The sequence below is a fragment of the Bacillus sp. B.PNR1 genome, from assembly GCF_030386235.1.
Lineage (GTDB): Bacteria > Bacillota > Bacilli > Bacillales > Bacillaceae > Bacillus > Bacillus stercoris.
In genome coordinates this window covers 1-16,280 of the sequence record NZ_JANYMN010000006.1, presented here as the reverse complement: position 1 = coordinate 16,280, position 16,280 = coordinate 1, and the positions used below count along the sequence as shown (strand labels likewise).

General features: G+C 41.1%; 19 protein-coding genes. 1 reads left to right on the top strand and 18 read right to left on the bottom strand.

Annotation, left to right across the window (positions count from 1 at the left end; genetic code table 11):
- Window positions 1–58: 58 nt before the first annotated feature.
- The 5 genes from rsmA to metG all read right to left on the bottom strand — a co-directional run bounded on the left by rsmA (window position 59) and on the right by metG (window position 5,943).
- Window positions 59–937 (bottom strand): 16S rRNA (adenine(1518)-N(6)/adenine(1519)-N(6))-dimethyltransferase RsmA, encoded by an 879-nt coding sequence (gene rsmA, locus NZD81_RS20865; protein ID WP_282373895.1) that lies wholly within the window; start codon window positions 935–937, stop codon window positions 59–61.
- Window positions 930–1,490 (bottom strand): ribonuclease M5, encoded by a 561-nt coding sequence (gene rnmV, locus NZD81_RS20860; protein ID WP_014662481.1) that lies wholly within the window; start codon window positions 1,488–1,490, stop codon window positions 930–932. Before rnmV ends, rsmA begins: the two co-directional genes overlap by 8 nt.
- A 143-nt stretch (window positions 1,491–1,633) precedes the next feature.
- A complete protein-coding gene (locus NZD81_RS20855) occupies window positions 1,634–2,947 on the bottom strand; it encodes a ubiquitin-like domain-containing protein (protein WP_040081079.1) in 1,314 nt (437 codons plus the stop codon).
- Window positions 2,948–3,102: 155 nt separating this feature from the next.
- Window positions 3,103–3,870: a TatD family hydrolase gene (locus NZD81_RS20850; RefSeq protein WP_014475570.1), complete on the bottom strand. Its 768-nt coding sequence runs from the start codon at window positions 3,868–3,870 to the stop codon at window positions 3,103–3,105.
- Window positions 3,871–3,948: 78 nt separating this feature from the next.
- Window positions 3,949–5,943 (bottom strand): methionine--tRNA ligase, encoded by a 1,995-nt coding sequence (gene metG / locus NZD81_RS20845; RefSeq protein WP_071582140.1) that lies wholly within the window; start codon window positions 5,941–5,943, stop codon window positions 3,949–3,951.
- Window positions 5,944–6,437: 494 nt separating this feature from the next.
- Here metG and abrB point away from each other — a divergent pair, with 494 nt between their 5' ends.
- Window positions 6,438–6,728 (top strand): transition state genes transcriptional regulator AbrB, encoded by a 291-nt coding sequence (gene abrB, locus NZD81_RS20840; protein ID WP_003226760.1) that lies wholly within the window; start codon window positions 6,438–6,440, stop codon window positions 6,726–6,728.
- A 48-nt stretch (window positions 6,729–6,776) separates the two neighbouring features.
- On the opposite strand, the gene rsmI is transcribed toward abrB, so the two are convergent.
- The 13 genes from rsmI to csfB all read right to left on the bottom strand — a co-directional run bounded on the left by rsmI (window position 6,777) and on the right by csfB (window position 16,045).
- Complete coding sequence (gene rsmI / locus NZD81_RS20835) at window positions 6,777–7,655, bottom strand: 16S rRNA (cytidine(1402)-2'-O)-methyltransferase (RefSeq protein ID WP_014662478.1); 879 nt, start codon at window positions 7,653–7,655, stop codon at window positions 6,777–6,779.
- Window positions 7,630–7,929, bottom strand: coding sequence for a GIY-YIG nuclease family protein (locus tag NZD81_RS20830; protein ID WP_014662477.1), 300 nt, complete (start codon window positions 7,927–7,929; stop codon window positions 7,630–7,632). The genes rsmI and NZD81_RS20830 overlap by 26 nt, the downstream gene beginning before the upstream one ends.
- The gene (locus NZD81_RS20825; RefSeq protein WP_282373894.1) at window positions 7,916–8,659 is read right to left on the bottom strand and encodes a tRNA1(Val) (adenine(37)-N6)-methyltransferase; all 744 of its coding nucleotides are present in this window, start codon (window positions 8,657–8,659) and stop codon (window positions 7,916–7,918) included. The genes NZD81_RS20830 and NZD81_RS20825 overlap by 14 nt, the downstream gene beginning before the upstream one ends.
- Before the next feature lie 58 nt (window positions 8,660–8,717).
- Window positions 8,718–9,077: a replication initiation-control protein YabA gene (gene yabA, locus NZD81_RS20820; RefSeq protein ID WP_003218308.1), complete on the bottom strand. Its 360-nt coding sequence runs from the start codon at window positions 9,075–9,077 to the stop codon at window positions 8,718–8,720.
- A gap of 14 nt (window positions 9,078–9,091) precedes the next feature.
- The gene (gene ricT, locus NZD81_RS20815) at window positions 9,092–9,919 is read right to left on the bottom strand and encodes a competence/sporulation regulator complex protein RicT (RefSeq protein WP_003226767.1); all 828 of its coding nucleotides are present in this window, start codon (window positions 9,917–9,919) and stop codon (window positions 9,092–9,094) included.
- 2 nt (window positions 9,920–9,921) lie between these two features.
- A complete protein-coding gene (holB, locus tag NZD81_RS20810; RefSeq protein WP_069840443.1) occupies window positions 9,922–10,911 on the bottom strand; it encodes a DNA polymerase III subunit delta' in 990 nt (329 codons plus the stop codon).
- An 11-nt stretch (window positions 10,912–10,922) separates the two neighbouring features.
- On the bottom strand, window positions 10,923–11,363 hold the full coding sequence (locus tag NZD81_RS20805; protein ID WP_071582142.1) for a YaaR family protein: 441 nt from the start codon (window positions 11,361–11,363) through the stop codon (window positions 10,923–10,925).
- 12 nt (window positions 11,364–11,375) lie between these two features.
- Complete coding sequence (gene darA / locus NZD81_RS20800; RefSeq protein ID WP_003242755.1) at window positions 11,376–11,705, bottom strand: cyclic di-AMP receptor DarA; 330 nt, start codon at window positions 11,703–11,705, stop codon at window positions 11,376–11,378.
- Window positions 11,706–11,778: 73 nt separating this feature from the next.
- A complete protein-coding gene (tmk, locus tag NZD81_RS20795) occupies window positions 11,779–12,417 on the bottom strand; it encodes a dTMP kinase (protein ID WP_014662473.1) in 639 nt (212 codons plus the stop codon).
- Window positions 12,414–13,856, bottom strand: a complete 1,443-nt coding sequence (locus tag NZD81_RS20790) for an aminotransferase class I/II-fold pyridoxal phosphate-dependent enzyme (protein ID WP_282373893.1) — start codon at window positions 13,854–13,856, stop codon at window positions 12,414–12,416. Before NZD81_RS20790 ends, tmk begins: the two co-directional genes overlap by 4 nt.
- A gap of 81 nt (window positions 13,857–13,937) precedes the next feature.
- Window positions 13,938–15,098: a toxic anion resistance protein gene (locus tag NZD81_RS20785; RefSeq protein WP_071582144.1), complete on the bottom strand. Its 1,161-nt coding sequence runs from the start codon at window positions 15,096–15,098 to the stop codon at window positions 13,938–13,940.
- A gap of 18 nt (window positions 15,099–15,116) precedes the next feature.
- Window positions 15,117–15,731, bottom strand: a complete 615-nt coding sequence (locus NZD81_RS20780; protein ID WP_014662470.1) for a 5-bromo-4-chloroindolyl phosphate hydrolysis family protein — start codon at window positions 15,729–15,731, stop codon at window positions 15,117–15,119.
- A 119-nt stretch (window positions 15,732–15,850) separates the two neighbouring features.
- Window positions 15,851–16,045 carry an anti-sigma-G factor gene (csfB, locus tag NZD81_RS20775; RefSeq protein WP_014662469.1) on the bottom strand — a complete coding sequence of 65 codons (195 nt, stop codon included), beginning with the start codon at window positions 16,043–16,045 and terminating at the stop codon, window positions 15,851–15,853.
- Window positions 16,046–16,280 lie beyond the last annotated feature (235 nt).

Sequence of the window (16,280 nt, the reverse complement as noted above, 5' to 3'; positions counted from 1 at the left end):
CATTGAAGCGCAGTCTTGACAACGAATGCGAGGGTTTGTCGATACGCTGAAAGCCCTTTTAGAAAAGGGCTTTATACAATCCGTTAGACAGCGCTGCGAACTCCTCGATAGACAGGGATTCACCTCGGCGCTTGCCGTCAATATTTGTTTCTTTAAGCACTTGCTCAATCGTTGATTTATGTGCTTTTCCTTCAGGCAGATTGTTAACTAAGTTATTGAGCAGCGTTTTACGGCGCTGTGCAAAGCTTGCCTTGATGAGCTGAAAGAAAAAGGATTCGTTTTCTACGTCCACTGCCGGGCCGTCTCGGAGAATCAGACGGATGACTGCGGAATCGACATTAGGCTGAGGGACAAATACGGTTTTCGGAACGATCATCACCGTTTTGGCTTCTGTATAAAACTGCACCGCGATTGAAAGCGAGCCGTATTCCTTAGATGAAGGATCAGCCGCCATGCGCTCAGCCACTTCTTTTTGCAGCATGACCACAATCCCTTTCAGCGGAAGATGCTCTTCAAGCAGTTTCATGATAATCGGTGTTGTTACGTAATAAGGAAGGTTGGCTACTACCATGATCTCATCGCAGTCTTGAAATTGTTCTTCAATGACCGATTTGACATCAGCCTTTAACACGTCCTGATGAATGACAGTGACATTGTCGTAAGGTGACAGCGTGTCCTTCAGAATCGGCAGTAAACGCTGGTCAATCTCAAATGCCACGACTTTTTTCGCCCGCTTGGCAAGCTGTTCGGTTAAAGCACCGATTCCTGGGCCGATTTCAATGACACCTGTTTTCTCCGTCACTTCTGCGTGATCGACAATTCGGTTTAAAATGTTCGTATCAATTAAGAAATTCTGTCCTAAGCTCTTTTTAAAAGAAAAACCGTATTTCTTCAATATCTCTTTCGTTCTAATCGGTGTCGCAATATCTTTATTCATTCTGTTCCTCCCGCATAACGGTATCGAGCGCACTCATAAAATCACTTTTTTTAATTTGAAACATTTGCAGCCGTTTTTGAAGTTGTTTGCCATTTGTATAGCCGATTTTCAACAGATCACCCAGTCGTTCGCGGCGGCGTTTGGCCGCAGATCCGCCTATTAGTCCGGCATGAATCAAATCCTCAGCCGAAATCTCACTCGGCTGCGCTTCCATCTCTTCATGGACATTTTCTAAACATGCCCTAATGCTTTCAACCGATGCATGCTCCACACCAATTCCCCGCTTGTTTTTAGGTTTGGCAAGGTGCTTTGGCAAAAATGCATGCTTACAGCCGGGTACAGCCTCTGAAATGGTTTTGCGGATCTTCTCTCCCGGAAAGTCCGGATCCGTTAAAATAATCACGCCTCTGGTCTTCTGAGCCAAACGGATTTGGTCAATCACATGATCGTCGATAGCTGAACCATTTGTTTCAATTGTGTCTGCATCAACAGCCAATTTGATGCGGGCCGTATCGTCACGCCCCTCGACCACAATGATCTCTTTTATTTTCATTATTTCCTCCAAGACAAAATAAAAACTTTTGTATATTTATGAAACTTTTTCTTATGTCGAGCGTCTAATAAGCATAAAATACACTTTGTCTATTATAACGAAAAAAACAGAGGGCGCAAAACCCTCTGAATCATAAGTATATATTAATTTAAGACTTTAATTTTGACTGTTTTATTTCCCCATCGGTACGCCGATGATTTCTCTGGGAAAAAGACGTCTATTTTGTTCCCTTTAATCGCTGAACCAGTATCTGCAGCAATGGCATATCCATAGCCTTCCACGTGGACTTTGGAGCCTAGCGGAATGACATTGGGATCCACAGCGATGACTTTGGCATTCGGATTATTTTTTAAATTGACGCCTGTCGCTGTATGTCCTGAACAGCCGCTGCAGCTTGCCGTATAAGCCGTAGAAGATACAGTCATGACTTTTCCTGATGATTCATTGCTGCGGGACACAACTGTTTTTGAATCACCTGAAGCGCTGACCTTTTCAACTTTTGGACTGCTCTGCTTTGTGCCGACAGCAATGACTTTATCTTTGCTTTGTTCAGCTGTTTCTTCTTTTACAAGCTCTCTGGACACTTCTTTGCCGTTTTCTTTAACGACCTCGAAATGTTTCTTAAGCTTGCCTTCTTTTCCTTTTTGGACGACCTTTTCTTCCCCTTTTTCAAGAGAAGCGTCTTCTTGCTTTTTCACATCGAACGCAATCTTCTCTTCAACTACATCGGTGACCTTTTCGATACGAGTAATTGTAATATCAGCCTTTCCTTTCGTCAGCTTTGCATCTAACGCAGGCTTGATTTTATCTTCGTCTTTTATGTTCATCTTTTGCTGTTTTAAAAAGTCAGCGACCGTAGTCGAAGTCGTCCAGATCTTCTTTTGTTTTCCTGCATCATTCACAGTAACCTGAAATGCGGGCTCTATGTTAATCTTCATGTCTTTCGAAATATCTGTATCTATTGCGGGATCAACTTGATCTTGTTCTTTCACATCAACATCTTGTTCGTCCAGTAATGCACCGACCGTTTTTGCTGTTGACCATAATGTCTTTTCTTCCCCGTTTATTGTAAGCTTCACAGGTTTTGCAGCCTCATACACAACGTCCATATCTGCTGTTATCTTTGTCTGTTTAGCAGGTGTGATCTTGTCTTCGTCTCTTGTTTTGATATCAAGCGTCTCCAAAAGATCACCGACTGTACTTGCATGTGTGCGTATATGTTTCTTTTTGCCATTGATAGAAACTGAGACTGATTGTTTCGTCAGCTCATGAGCCGCGTACGCAGTCCCGCTTCCTGCCAAAAGCAAACAAGCAGCAACCAGAATGACTTTGCTTTTGCTAAGCTTTACGGAAAACAGCTTTTTCATTTTTTGTGTGATGAAAAACGCCTCCTTCTCCTCGGAGAGATTATATAGAGTATCTAAAAGGCTGTCAACCCTCCCTTCTCTTTCTCCCAAAAGCTCAGTGTCTTCTTCATTATCCTGAAATACACTGAGAAACGGAAGAAAGACTTGTCGACAAACCTATCCTATGAGGAGAAGAAAGCATGTAGAACTTTTATAGAAAAACGCTGTAAGGGACAAGCTCTTACAAAACCCGCTAGCGTTTTTTGTCAGTTTATACGGAAAAGTCTTTTCGCATTTTCAGTAGTGATTGAGGCAATCTCCTCAAATGTCATTTCTTTTAATTCTGCGATTTGTTCTGCCACATATTTCACATAGCTCGGTTCATTTCTTTTCCCGCGGAAAGGGTGAGGCGTGAGAAACGGGCAGTCCGTTTCAATCAGCAACCGGTCATTCGGAATTTCCTTCACTACTTCCTTCGGTTTCTTCGCGTTTTTGAATGTCACCGGCCCTCCAAATGATAAATAAAAATTCATTTTCATGCATTCTCTTGCCACTTCCGCACTTCCTGTAAAGCAGTGCATGATTCCGCCCACAGCTTCTGCGCCTTCCTCTTTCAGAATAGTCACGACATCCTCCGTTGCATCACGGTTATGAATGATAATAGGCAGATTGACCTCTTTCGCTAATGCAATTTGTTTTCTAAACACCTCTTTTTGAATGTCTTTAGGTGATTTATCCCAGTGATAATCAAGTCCCATTTCACCTATCGCTACCACTTTCTCATGAGCAGAAAGCTCTTTAATCCATGCTAAATCTTCCTCTGTCATGTCAATCGCGTCAACAGGGTGCCAGCCGATGGCTGCATAAATAAAATCATATTCCTCAATCATTTCCATCGCACGGGTAATCGTTGGACGGTCAAAACCAACTACGACAATTCGTTCAACTTTTTCAGCTTTTGCCCGTTCAATAACCTCTTCCAGATCAGTATCATATTGTTCCGCATTTAAATGCGCGTGTGTGTCAAACAACATAAGTGAAAAACTCCTTTCTTGTCGAAACACAAAAGGTGTTCGACGAATTGTTACACGTGAAACACCTTTTGTTTATCATTATTTAATTCTTGTGCCTTTTGGTAACGACTGATCGATAGATACGACTTTTAAAACGCCGTCTGCCTCCCCTGCAAGGATCATACCTTGAGAAAGCTCGCCTCTCAGTTTAACCGGTTTTAGATTTGTTACACAAACGAGTTTCTTTCCAACAAGCTCTTCAGGCGTATAATGCTTCGCTATGCCAGATACCACTTGGCGCTTTTCAAAACCAAGATCCAGCTGCAGCTTCAATAACCGGTCTGCTTTTTTCACTGGCTCTGCCTCAATGACCTCAGCTACGCGAAGCTCTACATCCATGAATTGATCAATCGTAATTTCAGGTAAACGATCGACCTCTTGCGGCTCTTCTTCTTTTGTTTCTTCTTTCGCTGGTGCCGAACCTTGCATTTTCCCTTTGATATAAGCAATTTCTTCCTCTGCCTCTAAACGTGGGAACAACGGCTCGCCTTTTTGTACTTTTGTATCTTTCAGCTGGCCGAAAGCTGTAATGCTGTCCCAAGCTTTTAAAGATTCATCAGTAATGCCCAACTGCTCGAACATTTTTTCCGGTGTTTTTGTTAAGAATGGCTGAAGCAGTACCGCTGAAATACGCAATGATTCAGCGAGATGATACATAACGGATCGCAATTCTTCTTCTTTTGCCGGATCTTTCGCAAGCACCCATGGAGCTGTCTCATCAATGTATTTGTTGGTGCGGCTGATGAGCTGCCATAAAGTCGAAAGTGCTACCGAGAATTCCATGTTTTCCATTGCTTTCTCATAAGCTTTCACTGTTTCTTCAGCAACCGAAGTGAGCGTTTGGTCAAATTCCGTAACAGCACTTTTGTAAGAACCGATCTGTCCGTCAAAATACTTATTGATCATCGCAACAGTACGATTCAATAGGTTTCCTAAATCATTCGCTAGATCATAGTTGATCCGCTCAACAAATCCTTCCGGCGTGAATACACCGTCAGATCCGAACGGCACTTCGCGAAGCAGGTAATAGCGAAGCTCGTCTAACCCATAGCGTTCAATTAATGTAACCGGATCTACAACGTTTCCTTTTGATTTCGACATTTTTCCGTCTTTCATCAAAAGCCAGCCATGAGCGAATACTTGCTTTGGCAGAGGCAGATCCAGAGCCATCAGCATAATTGGCCAGTAAATCGTATGGAATCGTACAATCTCCTTACCGACTAAATGAACATCGGCAGGCCAATATTTTTGATACAGCTCATCATTTTCTGTATCATAACCTAGTGCTGTTAAATAGTTAAATAGTGCGTCAATCCAAACATATACAACGTGCTTTGGATTTTCCGGCACCTTTACGCCCCAATCAAAAGTGGTACGTGATACTGCCAAATCCTCGAGTCCAGGCTTGATAAAGTTATTAATCATTTCGTTTTTGCGTGATTCCGGCTGGATGAAGGTCGGATTTTCTTCATAGTATTTCAAAAGACGATCCGCGTATTTGCCCATACGGAAGAAATAAGACTCCTCTTTGATCAATTCAACTGGGTGACCGCTGTCAGGGCTTTTTCCGCCGATGACCTCTCCCTTTTCATTCCGCTCGATATCAACAAGCTGCGTTTCCGTGTAGAACGTTTCATCAGGGATGCTGTACCAGCCTTCATACTCATCAAGATAGATGTCCCCATTATCAAGAAGCTTTTGAAACACCTTTTCAATGACAACTTTATGCCGTTTTTCTGTCGTACGGATAAAGTCGTCGTTTGAGATTTCAAGCTGCTTCCACAGTTTTTGAATATCTGCCGCTGCGCGATCCACATACTCCTGAGGTGTAATGTTTTCCTGTTCAGCTTTTTGCTGAATCTTTTGTCCATGCTCGTCCGTTCCCGTTAAATAGCGAACATCGAACCCTTTTAATCTTTTATAGCGTGCCATTGCATCTCCCGCGACTGTCGTATATGCATGGCCGATATGTAATTTTCCGCTCGGATAATAAATCGGTGTTGTAATGTAAAAAGTATTGTTTTCTTGCGGCATCTTGAAACCTCCTAATCAGAATGTCAAAAAGCTCCCGCCCAAAGGACGAGAGCGGCGATAAGTGCAAATCATATCTGCATATTTTTTATATTTATCCTTTATCTATGATACCATCTTAGCCTTTAAGATCAAGAATATATACATATGCCCTGAAAAAGAATAATTAAAATTAAAAATCTTTAATGAAAATAAAAAAAGTCTGTTCGTGTCGAATTTTGTCGTATATAATCAAATGAAATAAAAAACTTTGGTTCGAAAGTCTTGATTTAAAAGGATTTTTAGTAGGATAATAGCTTTATTAAATATTTATAAAATGCTGTTATTTCGGTAGTTTCCAAGACATTACTGACTATAAGAACTAATTCTTACAATCAATAGTAAACAAAATGATTGACGATTATTGGAAACCTTGTTATGCTATGAAGGTAAGGATTTTGTCGAATAATGACGAAGAAAAATATAATTTAAACAAATAAGTATCTCTTGGGAGGAGAATGTTTATGAAATCTACTGGTATTGTACGTAAAGTTGATGAATTAGGACGTGTAGTTATTCCTATCGAATTGCGTCGTACTCTCGGAATCGCAGAAAAAGATGCTCTTGAAATTTATGTTGATGATGAAAAAATCATCCTTAAAAAATATAAACCAAACATGACTTGCCAAGTAACTGGTGAAGTTTCTGATGATAACCTTAAACTTGCAGGCGGTAAATTGGTTCTTAGTAAAGAAGGCGCTGAGCAAATCATCAGCGAAATCCAAAACCAGCTTCAAAACCTTAAATAATCATTTCTTGTACAAAAAACGTTCTTGTTATGACACAAGAACGTTTTTTTATTGCTTAATATGGTAAGCATCGTACATTTCACGCTTTGGTACATTGCGGTCGACTGCTGCTTTTTTAATGGCTTCTTTAGAAGTAGCGCCTTTCGAGATGTAATGCTCGACATGTTCTTTCGCAGTGAGGGTTTCCCACCATTGTTCTTCCTCATCTGCTTCTTCATTATTACTTCCTTCTACGACAAGACAAAACTCGCCGCGTATCTGATCCTCGTTTGCCCATTCGATGACCTCGGATATCGTTCCTCGGATAAACTCTTCATATTTTTTAGTGAGTTCACGCGTTACAGCGATTTCTCGATCCCCTAATATCTCTGCCATCGCTGACAAGGTTTCCTTCAATCTGTGAGGCGCTTCATAAAAAATGATCGTTTCCCGCCGTTTTTTAAGGGCTTCAAGCTCCTTCTTCTTTTCTTTTTTCTGTCTGTTGAGAAAACCGTAAAAGAAAAAAGGCTGCGGTACAATACCTGAAGCAATAAGAGCTGTTAATGCAGCGTTGGCTCCAGGCAACGGAACAACATAACCGCCTATATCCGTAAAATCTTTCACGATTTCAGCTCCAGGATCAGAAATTGTCGGCAGACCGGCATCACTGACAAGAGCAATGTTTTTTCCCGATTTCAGCCATTCAATAATTTTGTGCCCGCTGCTTTCTTTATTGTGTTCATGATAGCTGACCAGCGGTGTTTCAATTTCATATACATGACAAAGCTTTTTCGTTTGCCTCGTATCTTCCGCAGCAATCGCATCCACTGATTTCAGCGTATCGATCGCCCGGAATGTCATATCCTCTAAATTTCCGATTGGGGTTGGGACCAAGTAAAGAATTCCCATGTCCGACTTTCCATTAAAGCTCATTTGGCGCCTTAACATATACAGCCTCCTTGCTGTTCCGCTTTTCTTCTATATAAAGCTCTTTTTTCTTTCGAGTTAGTTTTTTGAAATAATATTCAGCCTGCATAGCTTCTCGTTTGGTATCGAAAGCTTCAGCAAAAATCAATTCAACCGGACGTCTTACTTTTGTATACTTTGCGCCCTTTCCGTCATTGTGTGTTTTCACCCGTTTATGCAGATCGTTGGTATACCCGGCATACCAGCTATTGTCCCTACATTTCACGACGTAGAAGAAATGATTATTTGTCTCCATATAAAATGGTCCTGATCTCTTTTGTATATTCATTTTGTTCATCATAAACGAACAAAGGAGGAAGAATTTTCAAATCTGGACGCCCACCTTTGATCCCTTCAACCAAAATGGTATTGGCTTCTTTCCCTTGCTTCGGATAGACAAATTGCACACGCTTTGGCTCGATTTGATAAGCCTTCATCAGTTCAAAAATCTCGAGAAGCCGTCCCGGCCGGTGAACAAGCGCTGCTTTTCCTCCTTGTTTGAGCAGCTTGCTGCTGACTGAAATGACATCCTCCAGTGTGCAGTGAATTTCATGTCTTGCAATTCGGAGATGCTCGTTCATGTTTTGTTCAGTTTGTTTCGGCGTTTTAAAATACGGCGGGTTGCAGGTGACAACATCATATCGATTATGTCCAAGTTTCTCCGGCATATTTTTCAGATCATCATGTATGATCTGAATCTGACCCTGCAGCTTATTGTACTCCACACTGCGAATAGCCATATCATACAGCCTTTCTTGAATTTCGACTCCAAGAATGTCTGCTTTTGATCTTGTACTGAGCAGCAGCGGCACAATGCCATTGCCGGTACACAAATCAACAATTTTTCCTTTTTGTATCGGAACGTACGCAAATTTGGACAGAAGCACAGCGTCCAATGAAAAAGCAAACACCGTTGGACTTTGTATGATTTTCATGTCCTCTGCCAGCAAATAATCTAATCTTTCATCATCACGTAATGAAACCATCTTCTTATCCTTTCAGTACCTTTGAAAAAGGCTTCCGTCTTATGCGGAAGCCTTTTCCCTATTTTTTATTTAAGAATGACAGACAGAAAAGACAATCTTCTTTTCGAACACTTCCATAGTGGACATTGCAGATATGAAATCCTTCTTGATACAGTCGTGCCAGATTATCATATCCTTCCCCTATATCAGTTTGCTCTGTCTTCTGTGTTTTTGATTCTTTTTTATCAGCTTTGAACTTTTCAATCTGCTGCGTCGTATCGTCCAGCCGTTTGCGCAAATGCTTGTTTTCAAGCTGTAAATGATGATTTTCCTCAATCATCTCACCGATATGCTGCTTCAAATCCCCCAGCTGCCGGTACAGTGAACCAATTTGTTCTTCTAAGTTAATGACTGTATCAAATAACTCTTTTTTATCCAAGGTTCCACACCTCGTTAATCTGTGGTTTGTGCGGATACGACGCCCTCTTCCAAGAGCTCTTCCCAAGTATATTCTATCACTTTTTCACGGTTTATCAGTTCCACCTGAAGCACCCGTTCCAGAATATTTAGTCCGACGACCTTCGCGGGACCGTTTGCTGTCGTAATCATTTCTCCAATATCCGGAAGCTGTTCTTTTGCGGTCTCATACTCATCGTTCTCATATTTTAAACAGCACATCAAACGTCCGCAAAGACCTGAAATCTTCGTAGGATTTAAAGACAAGTTCTGATCCTTGGCCATTTTAATGGAAACGGGTTCAAAATCTCCAAGAAACGTTGAACAGCAAAGCATTCTTCCGCAAGGACCGATTCCTCCGAGCATTTTCGCCTCATCCCTCACTCCGATTTGGCGCAGCTCAATTCTTGTCTTAAAGATAGAAGCCAAATCCTTTACAAGCTCTCTAAAATCCACTCGGCCGTCAGCAGTGAAGTAAAAAATGACTTTATTGCGATCAAACGTGAATTCAACATCGACCAGCTTCATATCCAAGCCGTGTTCAATCACTTTCTTTTGGCAGATATCAAATGCTGATAGTGCTTCTTGTTTATTCTCTTCTACAATGAGAAGATCGCGCTCGTCAGCCACACGTATCACTTTTCGAAGGGGAAGCACCACATCATGCTCATCCACCTGTTTATTTGCAATCACGACCTGGCCGTACTCAACGCCTCTGACAGTTTCTACAATTACGCAGCTGTCATGTTCTATATGAAATCCATTCGGATCAAAATAATATATTTTACCCGCTTTCTTAAAGCGGACACCAATTACATTGTACAAGCTTATCCCTCCTGCAACATTAACACCAAGTGCTCCATTAATCCTTGTACATTCACATTGGAATGAAGCCGTTTCTTTGCTTCTAAAACAGCAAGTATCTGATTCGTAACGCTTTGTTGTGTTGATTGTAGCGCATGCTGTTTTATTGATTGGAATAAGTCTTGATAAATCAATTTATCTTCATTTCCTATTTGGATGGACAACACATCACGATATATCAATAAGAGCATATCAAGACCCATTTCTTGATGGGTTTTTTCTTTGAAAAAGGGCATCCATTGATCTTGAATAAAGAAAAAAGCATGTCCTTTCCGCTGGTGTAGGACTTCATACAATTTTATCACTTTCGCTCTAGACTCTGCAAACTCATCATTTCGACTTAATTCGACTGCTTCTGCCACATTATTGGTCATGTTGGCCAGAAGCCTTGCCATATGAGGCGAGACGTCCTGTTCGATCAGTCTGTCTTCAATTGCTTGTGGCTGCAAAGGTTGAAAGGGAAGGGTTTGGCATCTTGAAATGATGGTATCCAATAACCTTTGGGGCTGCTCAGTGATGAGGATGGCCATTGTGTCTTTATTCGGTTCTTCTAAAAATTTCAGCAGGCTGTTCGCCGCATTTGCTGTCATTTGATCTGCGTGCGAAATAATATACAGCTTTTTATGCGATTCAAGTCCAGTCTTAGAAAACTCTTCTTGCAACGCTTGAATTTGCGCCTTTTTGATTGATAAGCCATCAGGCTGAACAAGATGGAGATCGGGATGGTTCCCCGACTCTATCCGTTTACAGTTTCGGCAGCTCTCACAAGGCTCCGCGCCATCCTCCAAACAAAAGAAGCTTTTTGCAAGAAGCAGCGCGGCATCAAGCTTGCCTGTTCCTTTTTTCCCCTCAAACAAATAAGCGTGTGATAATCTGTCCTTCTCAATACTATTATATAAAAGCTTCATCACTCTGGGCTGAAGCTCGTTCATTTCCTTCCAGGATATTGCCATTGTATCACTCTCTATGTGTAAAGGTTAATCAATAAACCTTTTATTTCGCCAATACGCTCCAGCAAATCAATTGCCGATTGTTCCTGATCCATCATCTCTTCTGTAAGCTGTATCAATTTTTCATCTATTTCTTTCACAAGTCCCAGCGTTCTGCTGTTCCCGTAAAGATCAAAGCTTTTCGACGTTTCATGTGAAAGGCCGCTGTCCACAGCTTCTTTGACAAAACGTTTCACAAGTCCTTTAAATCTCGCTAAGTCTTTAAAGTTCCGCGATTTCGTTAGCCTTTTTCCAAATGCCTCTATGTCGGATAACAGCCTGGTAAGCTGATCAAGCTTCAATTTGCTGCTTTGGTTTTCCATTGATGTTTTAAATGATGCTGTGATCTCAGATGTTTTCACAGAGGGAAGCTGCTTATTATCTATAAATGTACGTATATCTTTATTAATTTTCACAGTTTCAAATCCTTAAAATTGATGAAATTCATCGACTGGAAGGACAAATACTGTCGCTCCGCCAACTTCAACTTCGACTGGATAAGGGACATAAGAATCAGCATTTCCGCCCATTGGAGATACAGGGGCAATCATTTGGTCACGTTTCTGTCCGTTTTCTTTAATAAGACTCAACGCTTTATTGACGCGTATATCCTCAACACCAATCATAAACGTTGTATTGCCTGATTTAAGAAATCCTCCCGTCGTCGCAAGCTTCGTGACCCTGAAGTTGTGATCCGTTAAGGTTTTCAAAAGTCTGTTGCTGTCCTGATCTTGTACAACTGCCACTATCAATTTCATCTGTGAAGGCCTCCTTTAGATTGGAAACAACATGATCTCGTTTACATTATTATATCAACTATTGGGAAACAGGTCACAATTGAATTTTTTTCAATGCTTCATTGATCACCTTTAGAACATCCTGAACGACAAGGTCTTTAGATTGCCCGGCATCAACTGAATGGAATCTTTCCGGAAATCGTTTCATCAGCTCTTGATAACCTTCCTGTACCTTTGTATGAAAGTCCAGTTTTTCTAAATCGAGCCTATTTTTCTCCCGTGAGCCGTTTGCATAAATACGCTTCAGTCCTTCTTCCGGATCAATTGAAAAATAAACCGTTACATGGGGCATCATATCTCCAATGGCAAATTCATTAATTGACAGGACCTCATCAATCCCAAGTCCTCTTGCATATCCTTGATACGCAAGCGAACTGTCTATGAATCTGTCGCAAAGAACGACATGCCCCTCTTCTAAAGCAGGTTTTACTTTTTCAACTAAATGCTGGCGTCTCGCAGCCGCATATAAAAGCGCTTCTGTTTTTGGGTCCATTAATGTGTTGTGCTCATTCAGAATAACCTCTCGAATTTGTTCTGCAATATCTATTCCGCCCGGCTCTCGAGTTGCCATAACCTGAAGGCCTTCAGCTGACAGTATGTTTTTGATTTCCTGGAGAACAGTTGTTTTCCCCGCCCCTTCAGGACCTTCGAATGTAATAAATAAACCGCTCATGATTTCTCCTCTTCTATATAAACAAGTAGTTGTTTCTCTTTGATTTTCATATTCCCTTGAACATGCGTTTTCATGCTGATCAAGCGGCTGAGCTTTTGCACACTTTCTTTTGTTATTCTTTCTCCCGCCATAATCATCGGGATACCCGGAGGATAAGGGATGATATCCTCTGCATTCAGCCGGCCTGCTGCTTCCCCAAAGTCCACATATTCTTTCTTAAACGAATATAAGACCTTTTTTTGATAAGGCAAGACAGTAACAGGCTGCGCTCCCCATTCAGCAGGCACAAACGGCTGATCCGGAGGCGTTTTCTCAATCTCCTCATCAATGCTTCTAATGGTTTCAGCGTTTATTCTCCGTTTTCCTCCCAGCGGGAGAACGAGCAGTACTTGATTTTCGTCAGCAAGCTCAGTGAATATGTTGGCACGCTCTAATATGCTTTGCAGTGTATAGCCAGAATGCCCGCGTTTTGAACGAATGGTAAGCTTCAGCGGGTCCGCTATAACCTGTGTATTAGCAGGGTTAACAACTTCTGCATTTGTAAGTGAATCAAACGTTTGTTTAAGTGTTTGTATTCGCTGCAAAATGTCAGGAAGCTTTTGTTCTTCTATAATATGCTGTACATAAGCACGGGCAATGTCTAACGAAGCCATAATCGGATAAGACGGGCTGCTGCTTTGTAATCGGTTTAAATACTCTGCCACCCGATCCCTGTTAACTCTGCAGCTGCTGTTGAGGTGCAAATAAGAGCCCATCGTCATGGCAGGCAATGTTTTGTGGGCCGACTGAACAACAATATCTGCCCCCATTTTTAAAGCTGAGACTGGAAAAGGCTCTCCTAAAATAAAATGTGCGCCATGTGCTTCGTCCACCAAAACAGGAATCCCGTAATGATGGGCCTCCGTAATGATCTCGGTCAAATCAGCACTATGCCCATAATATGTGGGATTGGTCAGTACCAAGCCTTTCGCATCAGGATATGCTGCCAAGGCTTCTTTAATTGTACCAAGCGGAACATGCATAGGCACATGCATCGCTGGATCAACGTCAGGTGCGAGATAAACCGGCTCTGCACCAGCCAAATCAACAGCATGAAATACAGACTTATGACAGTTTCTTTGAACCAAAATTGTATCACCAGGTTCACAAACAGATAAAATCATCGCTAAGTTTCCGACAGTCGTACCGTTCACCAGAAAAAAACTTTCGGCCGAACCATATAATTGACTGACAAGCTCCTGAGCTTCCTTAATTACCCCGGAAGGATGATGGAGATCATCCAGCCCTGCCAGTTCAGTTACATCAATGGTGAGAAGAGGATCGAATATTGACTTGGCGTCATCAAAAAAGACATCTCCATTGTGATGTCCCGGAACATGAAATGAATGAGAATTTCTTCTCGCATGTTGAATTAATGCTTTATATAAAGGTGTGTTCATGAAAACAATCCTTTGAATGTGTCTTCTTACACTTTATTATATCGTGCCTCTGACAGAACTTAAAGCCAGACTTATTGGTAACTATCTTTCCTTTATTGTAAGCAGCTTTTGCTTTAGGTCGCCTTCCATCATCATGAGCTCTTCTTCTGCCTGACGGCGTTTGATCCGTCCTTCTTCTTGTATAGTCAATGTTTCTTCAAGCGTGCTTATTAAGCTTTCCTGCACCTTTTTTAAGGTATCTATATCAACTAGGCCTCGTTCATTTGCCCGTACGGTTTCAATTGTATTGGTTTTTAAAAGCTCCGCATTTTTCAGCAAAAGCTCATTGGTTGTATCCGATACTTTCTGCTGTGCATCCACTGCATTCCGCTGCCTTAAAAGTGTCAGTGCGATCGCAACTTGATTTTTCCAAAGCGGAATCGCTGTCACAATGGATGACTGGATCTTTTCAGCTAACGCTTGGTTTGTATTTTGAATCAGTCTGATTTGCGGAGCACTTTGGATTGTAATTTGCCTGCTCAGCAGCAAATCGTGCACCCTTTTATCTAACCGGTCAGCAAATTGCATCAAATCATTTACTTCTTGAACGGCCATTTGGTTATGATCACTCGATTCAGCCTGTTGCTTCAGTTCAGGAATTGTTTTTGTTTTTAATTCCTCCAGCTTCAGTTCTCCTGCAGCAATATAAACATTCAGCGCTGCGAAATACTCTTTATTTTTTTCATATAACTGCTCTAATAGCTTATTGTCACTGATTAAAGCATTTTTAGAATGCTCCAGCTTCAAGCTGATTCTGTCTATCTGCACGCTGGTCTTTTGATATTTAGACAGCACCTCTTGAAGAGAATTTGATACTCTTCCAAACATGCGTGCCAAAAAACCCTTTTTCTTAGATTGAAGATCATCAGGATTTACTTGCTCCAGCTTTTTCATCAGCTCTCCAAGTATTTCGCCAATCTCTCCGACATCCTTCTTTTGAACATGGTTAATCATATCATGAGAAAAGTTCAGCAGTTTAGACTGAGCTTGTGAACCGTATAAGACAATGCTTTGCATATTTTTATGATCAATCTGTCCAGCAAGCTGAATTGCTTTTTCCTTGTTTTCCTCAGGAAGAACATCAACAAGCCGTACTTGCTCTTTCTCTGCTTTTACAGCCTCCGAACCTGATATCTCTATATCACCACCAAAAGGGTCTGCCAATAATTCATCTATATGAAGGTCGCTTTGATCTCGGTTCATCGCTTTTACCCTCTTCCATTATTTCTTTAATGAATGTTTTGCTGCATCTAATTCAAATTGCAACTCGTCAATTTCATCACCCATTACTTGAGTTAAATCTTCCTCTAAACGCTTGGTCAATTCAGTAAGAGTGATGCGTGTCTCACTTAACGACATCGACAATTCTTTGCTTTTTTTCGGGTGAGATGATAGAAAAGCATACTTCTCTGTCAATTCAACAACCGAATCGAGAGTTTGATAAAAAAATCGCTCTGCCTGATAAAACCGCTTTGGTTCTTTTTTTGTTAGCAAATAAATCCTTCTGACAAGCCTAAGGATTTCCGCATTTTGCTTAAACATTTGAATGCTTTTAGCCTGAAACAATGCTTTTCTAAGACGTATGATTTTCCGCCTTGCTTCCTCTAGGTTTTCCTTAATGTAAGCGTACTCTCTTCCTGTCAATTCATGCTTTTTAAGAAATAACCGTCTTGCATTCCAGATACCTGCTGTGTATACGACTGCTCCTGAAGCAAGCCCATAAACAAGAGATAAAAAAAGCGACTGATTTAAACCGAAAAAGCACAATATCCCTATGAAAACAAAAGTCGCACTGCTAGTTAAACTCCACATTAAAAAGTGAAAAAATCTCTGCATGAGATAATCGACTCCTGTGTCTATACTCAGTTTTAATATTATTATCTACTACGTTCAATTCTTAAACAAGTTTCATCTTCTTTTTATTATGAAGCGTACAAAAAAAGACCTTTTCAGGTCTATGAATATAATGGCGGTGTATGAATGCTCTTTAGTTTTTTCACGTAAAAGGCATATTCAGGATCAGAAGTTGATGTAGAAATTACTTTTCTCTCACAATCTAAGCATATGAATTTCGTATAAAGATGAATGCCTCTATTCTTCTCTTGATCACAAATCACACATGTATGATTAAGTTTAGCTGTTTCGTCCACCTTCTCCACCTCCGTACAATTAGCCTCCCCTTAAAATGGCTATTGTATACACTATTTAGACCTTTTTGAAACTTGGAATCAGTATATGGGCTACATAAGCTCTCGGTGTTTGTATTTGTTTGTTTTTCTCGATCTTGGGTAAACAAAAAACCCAACTCAATGAGTTGGGTTTAAACTTGCTTGGCGGCGTCCTACTCTCACAGGGGGAAACCCCCGACTACCATCGGCGCTGAAG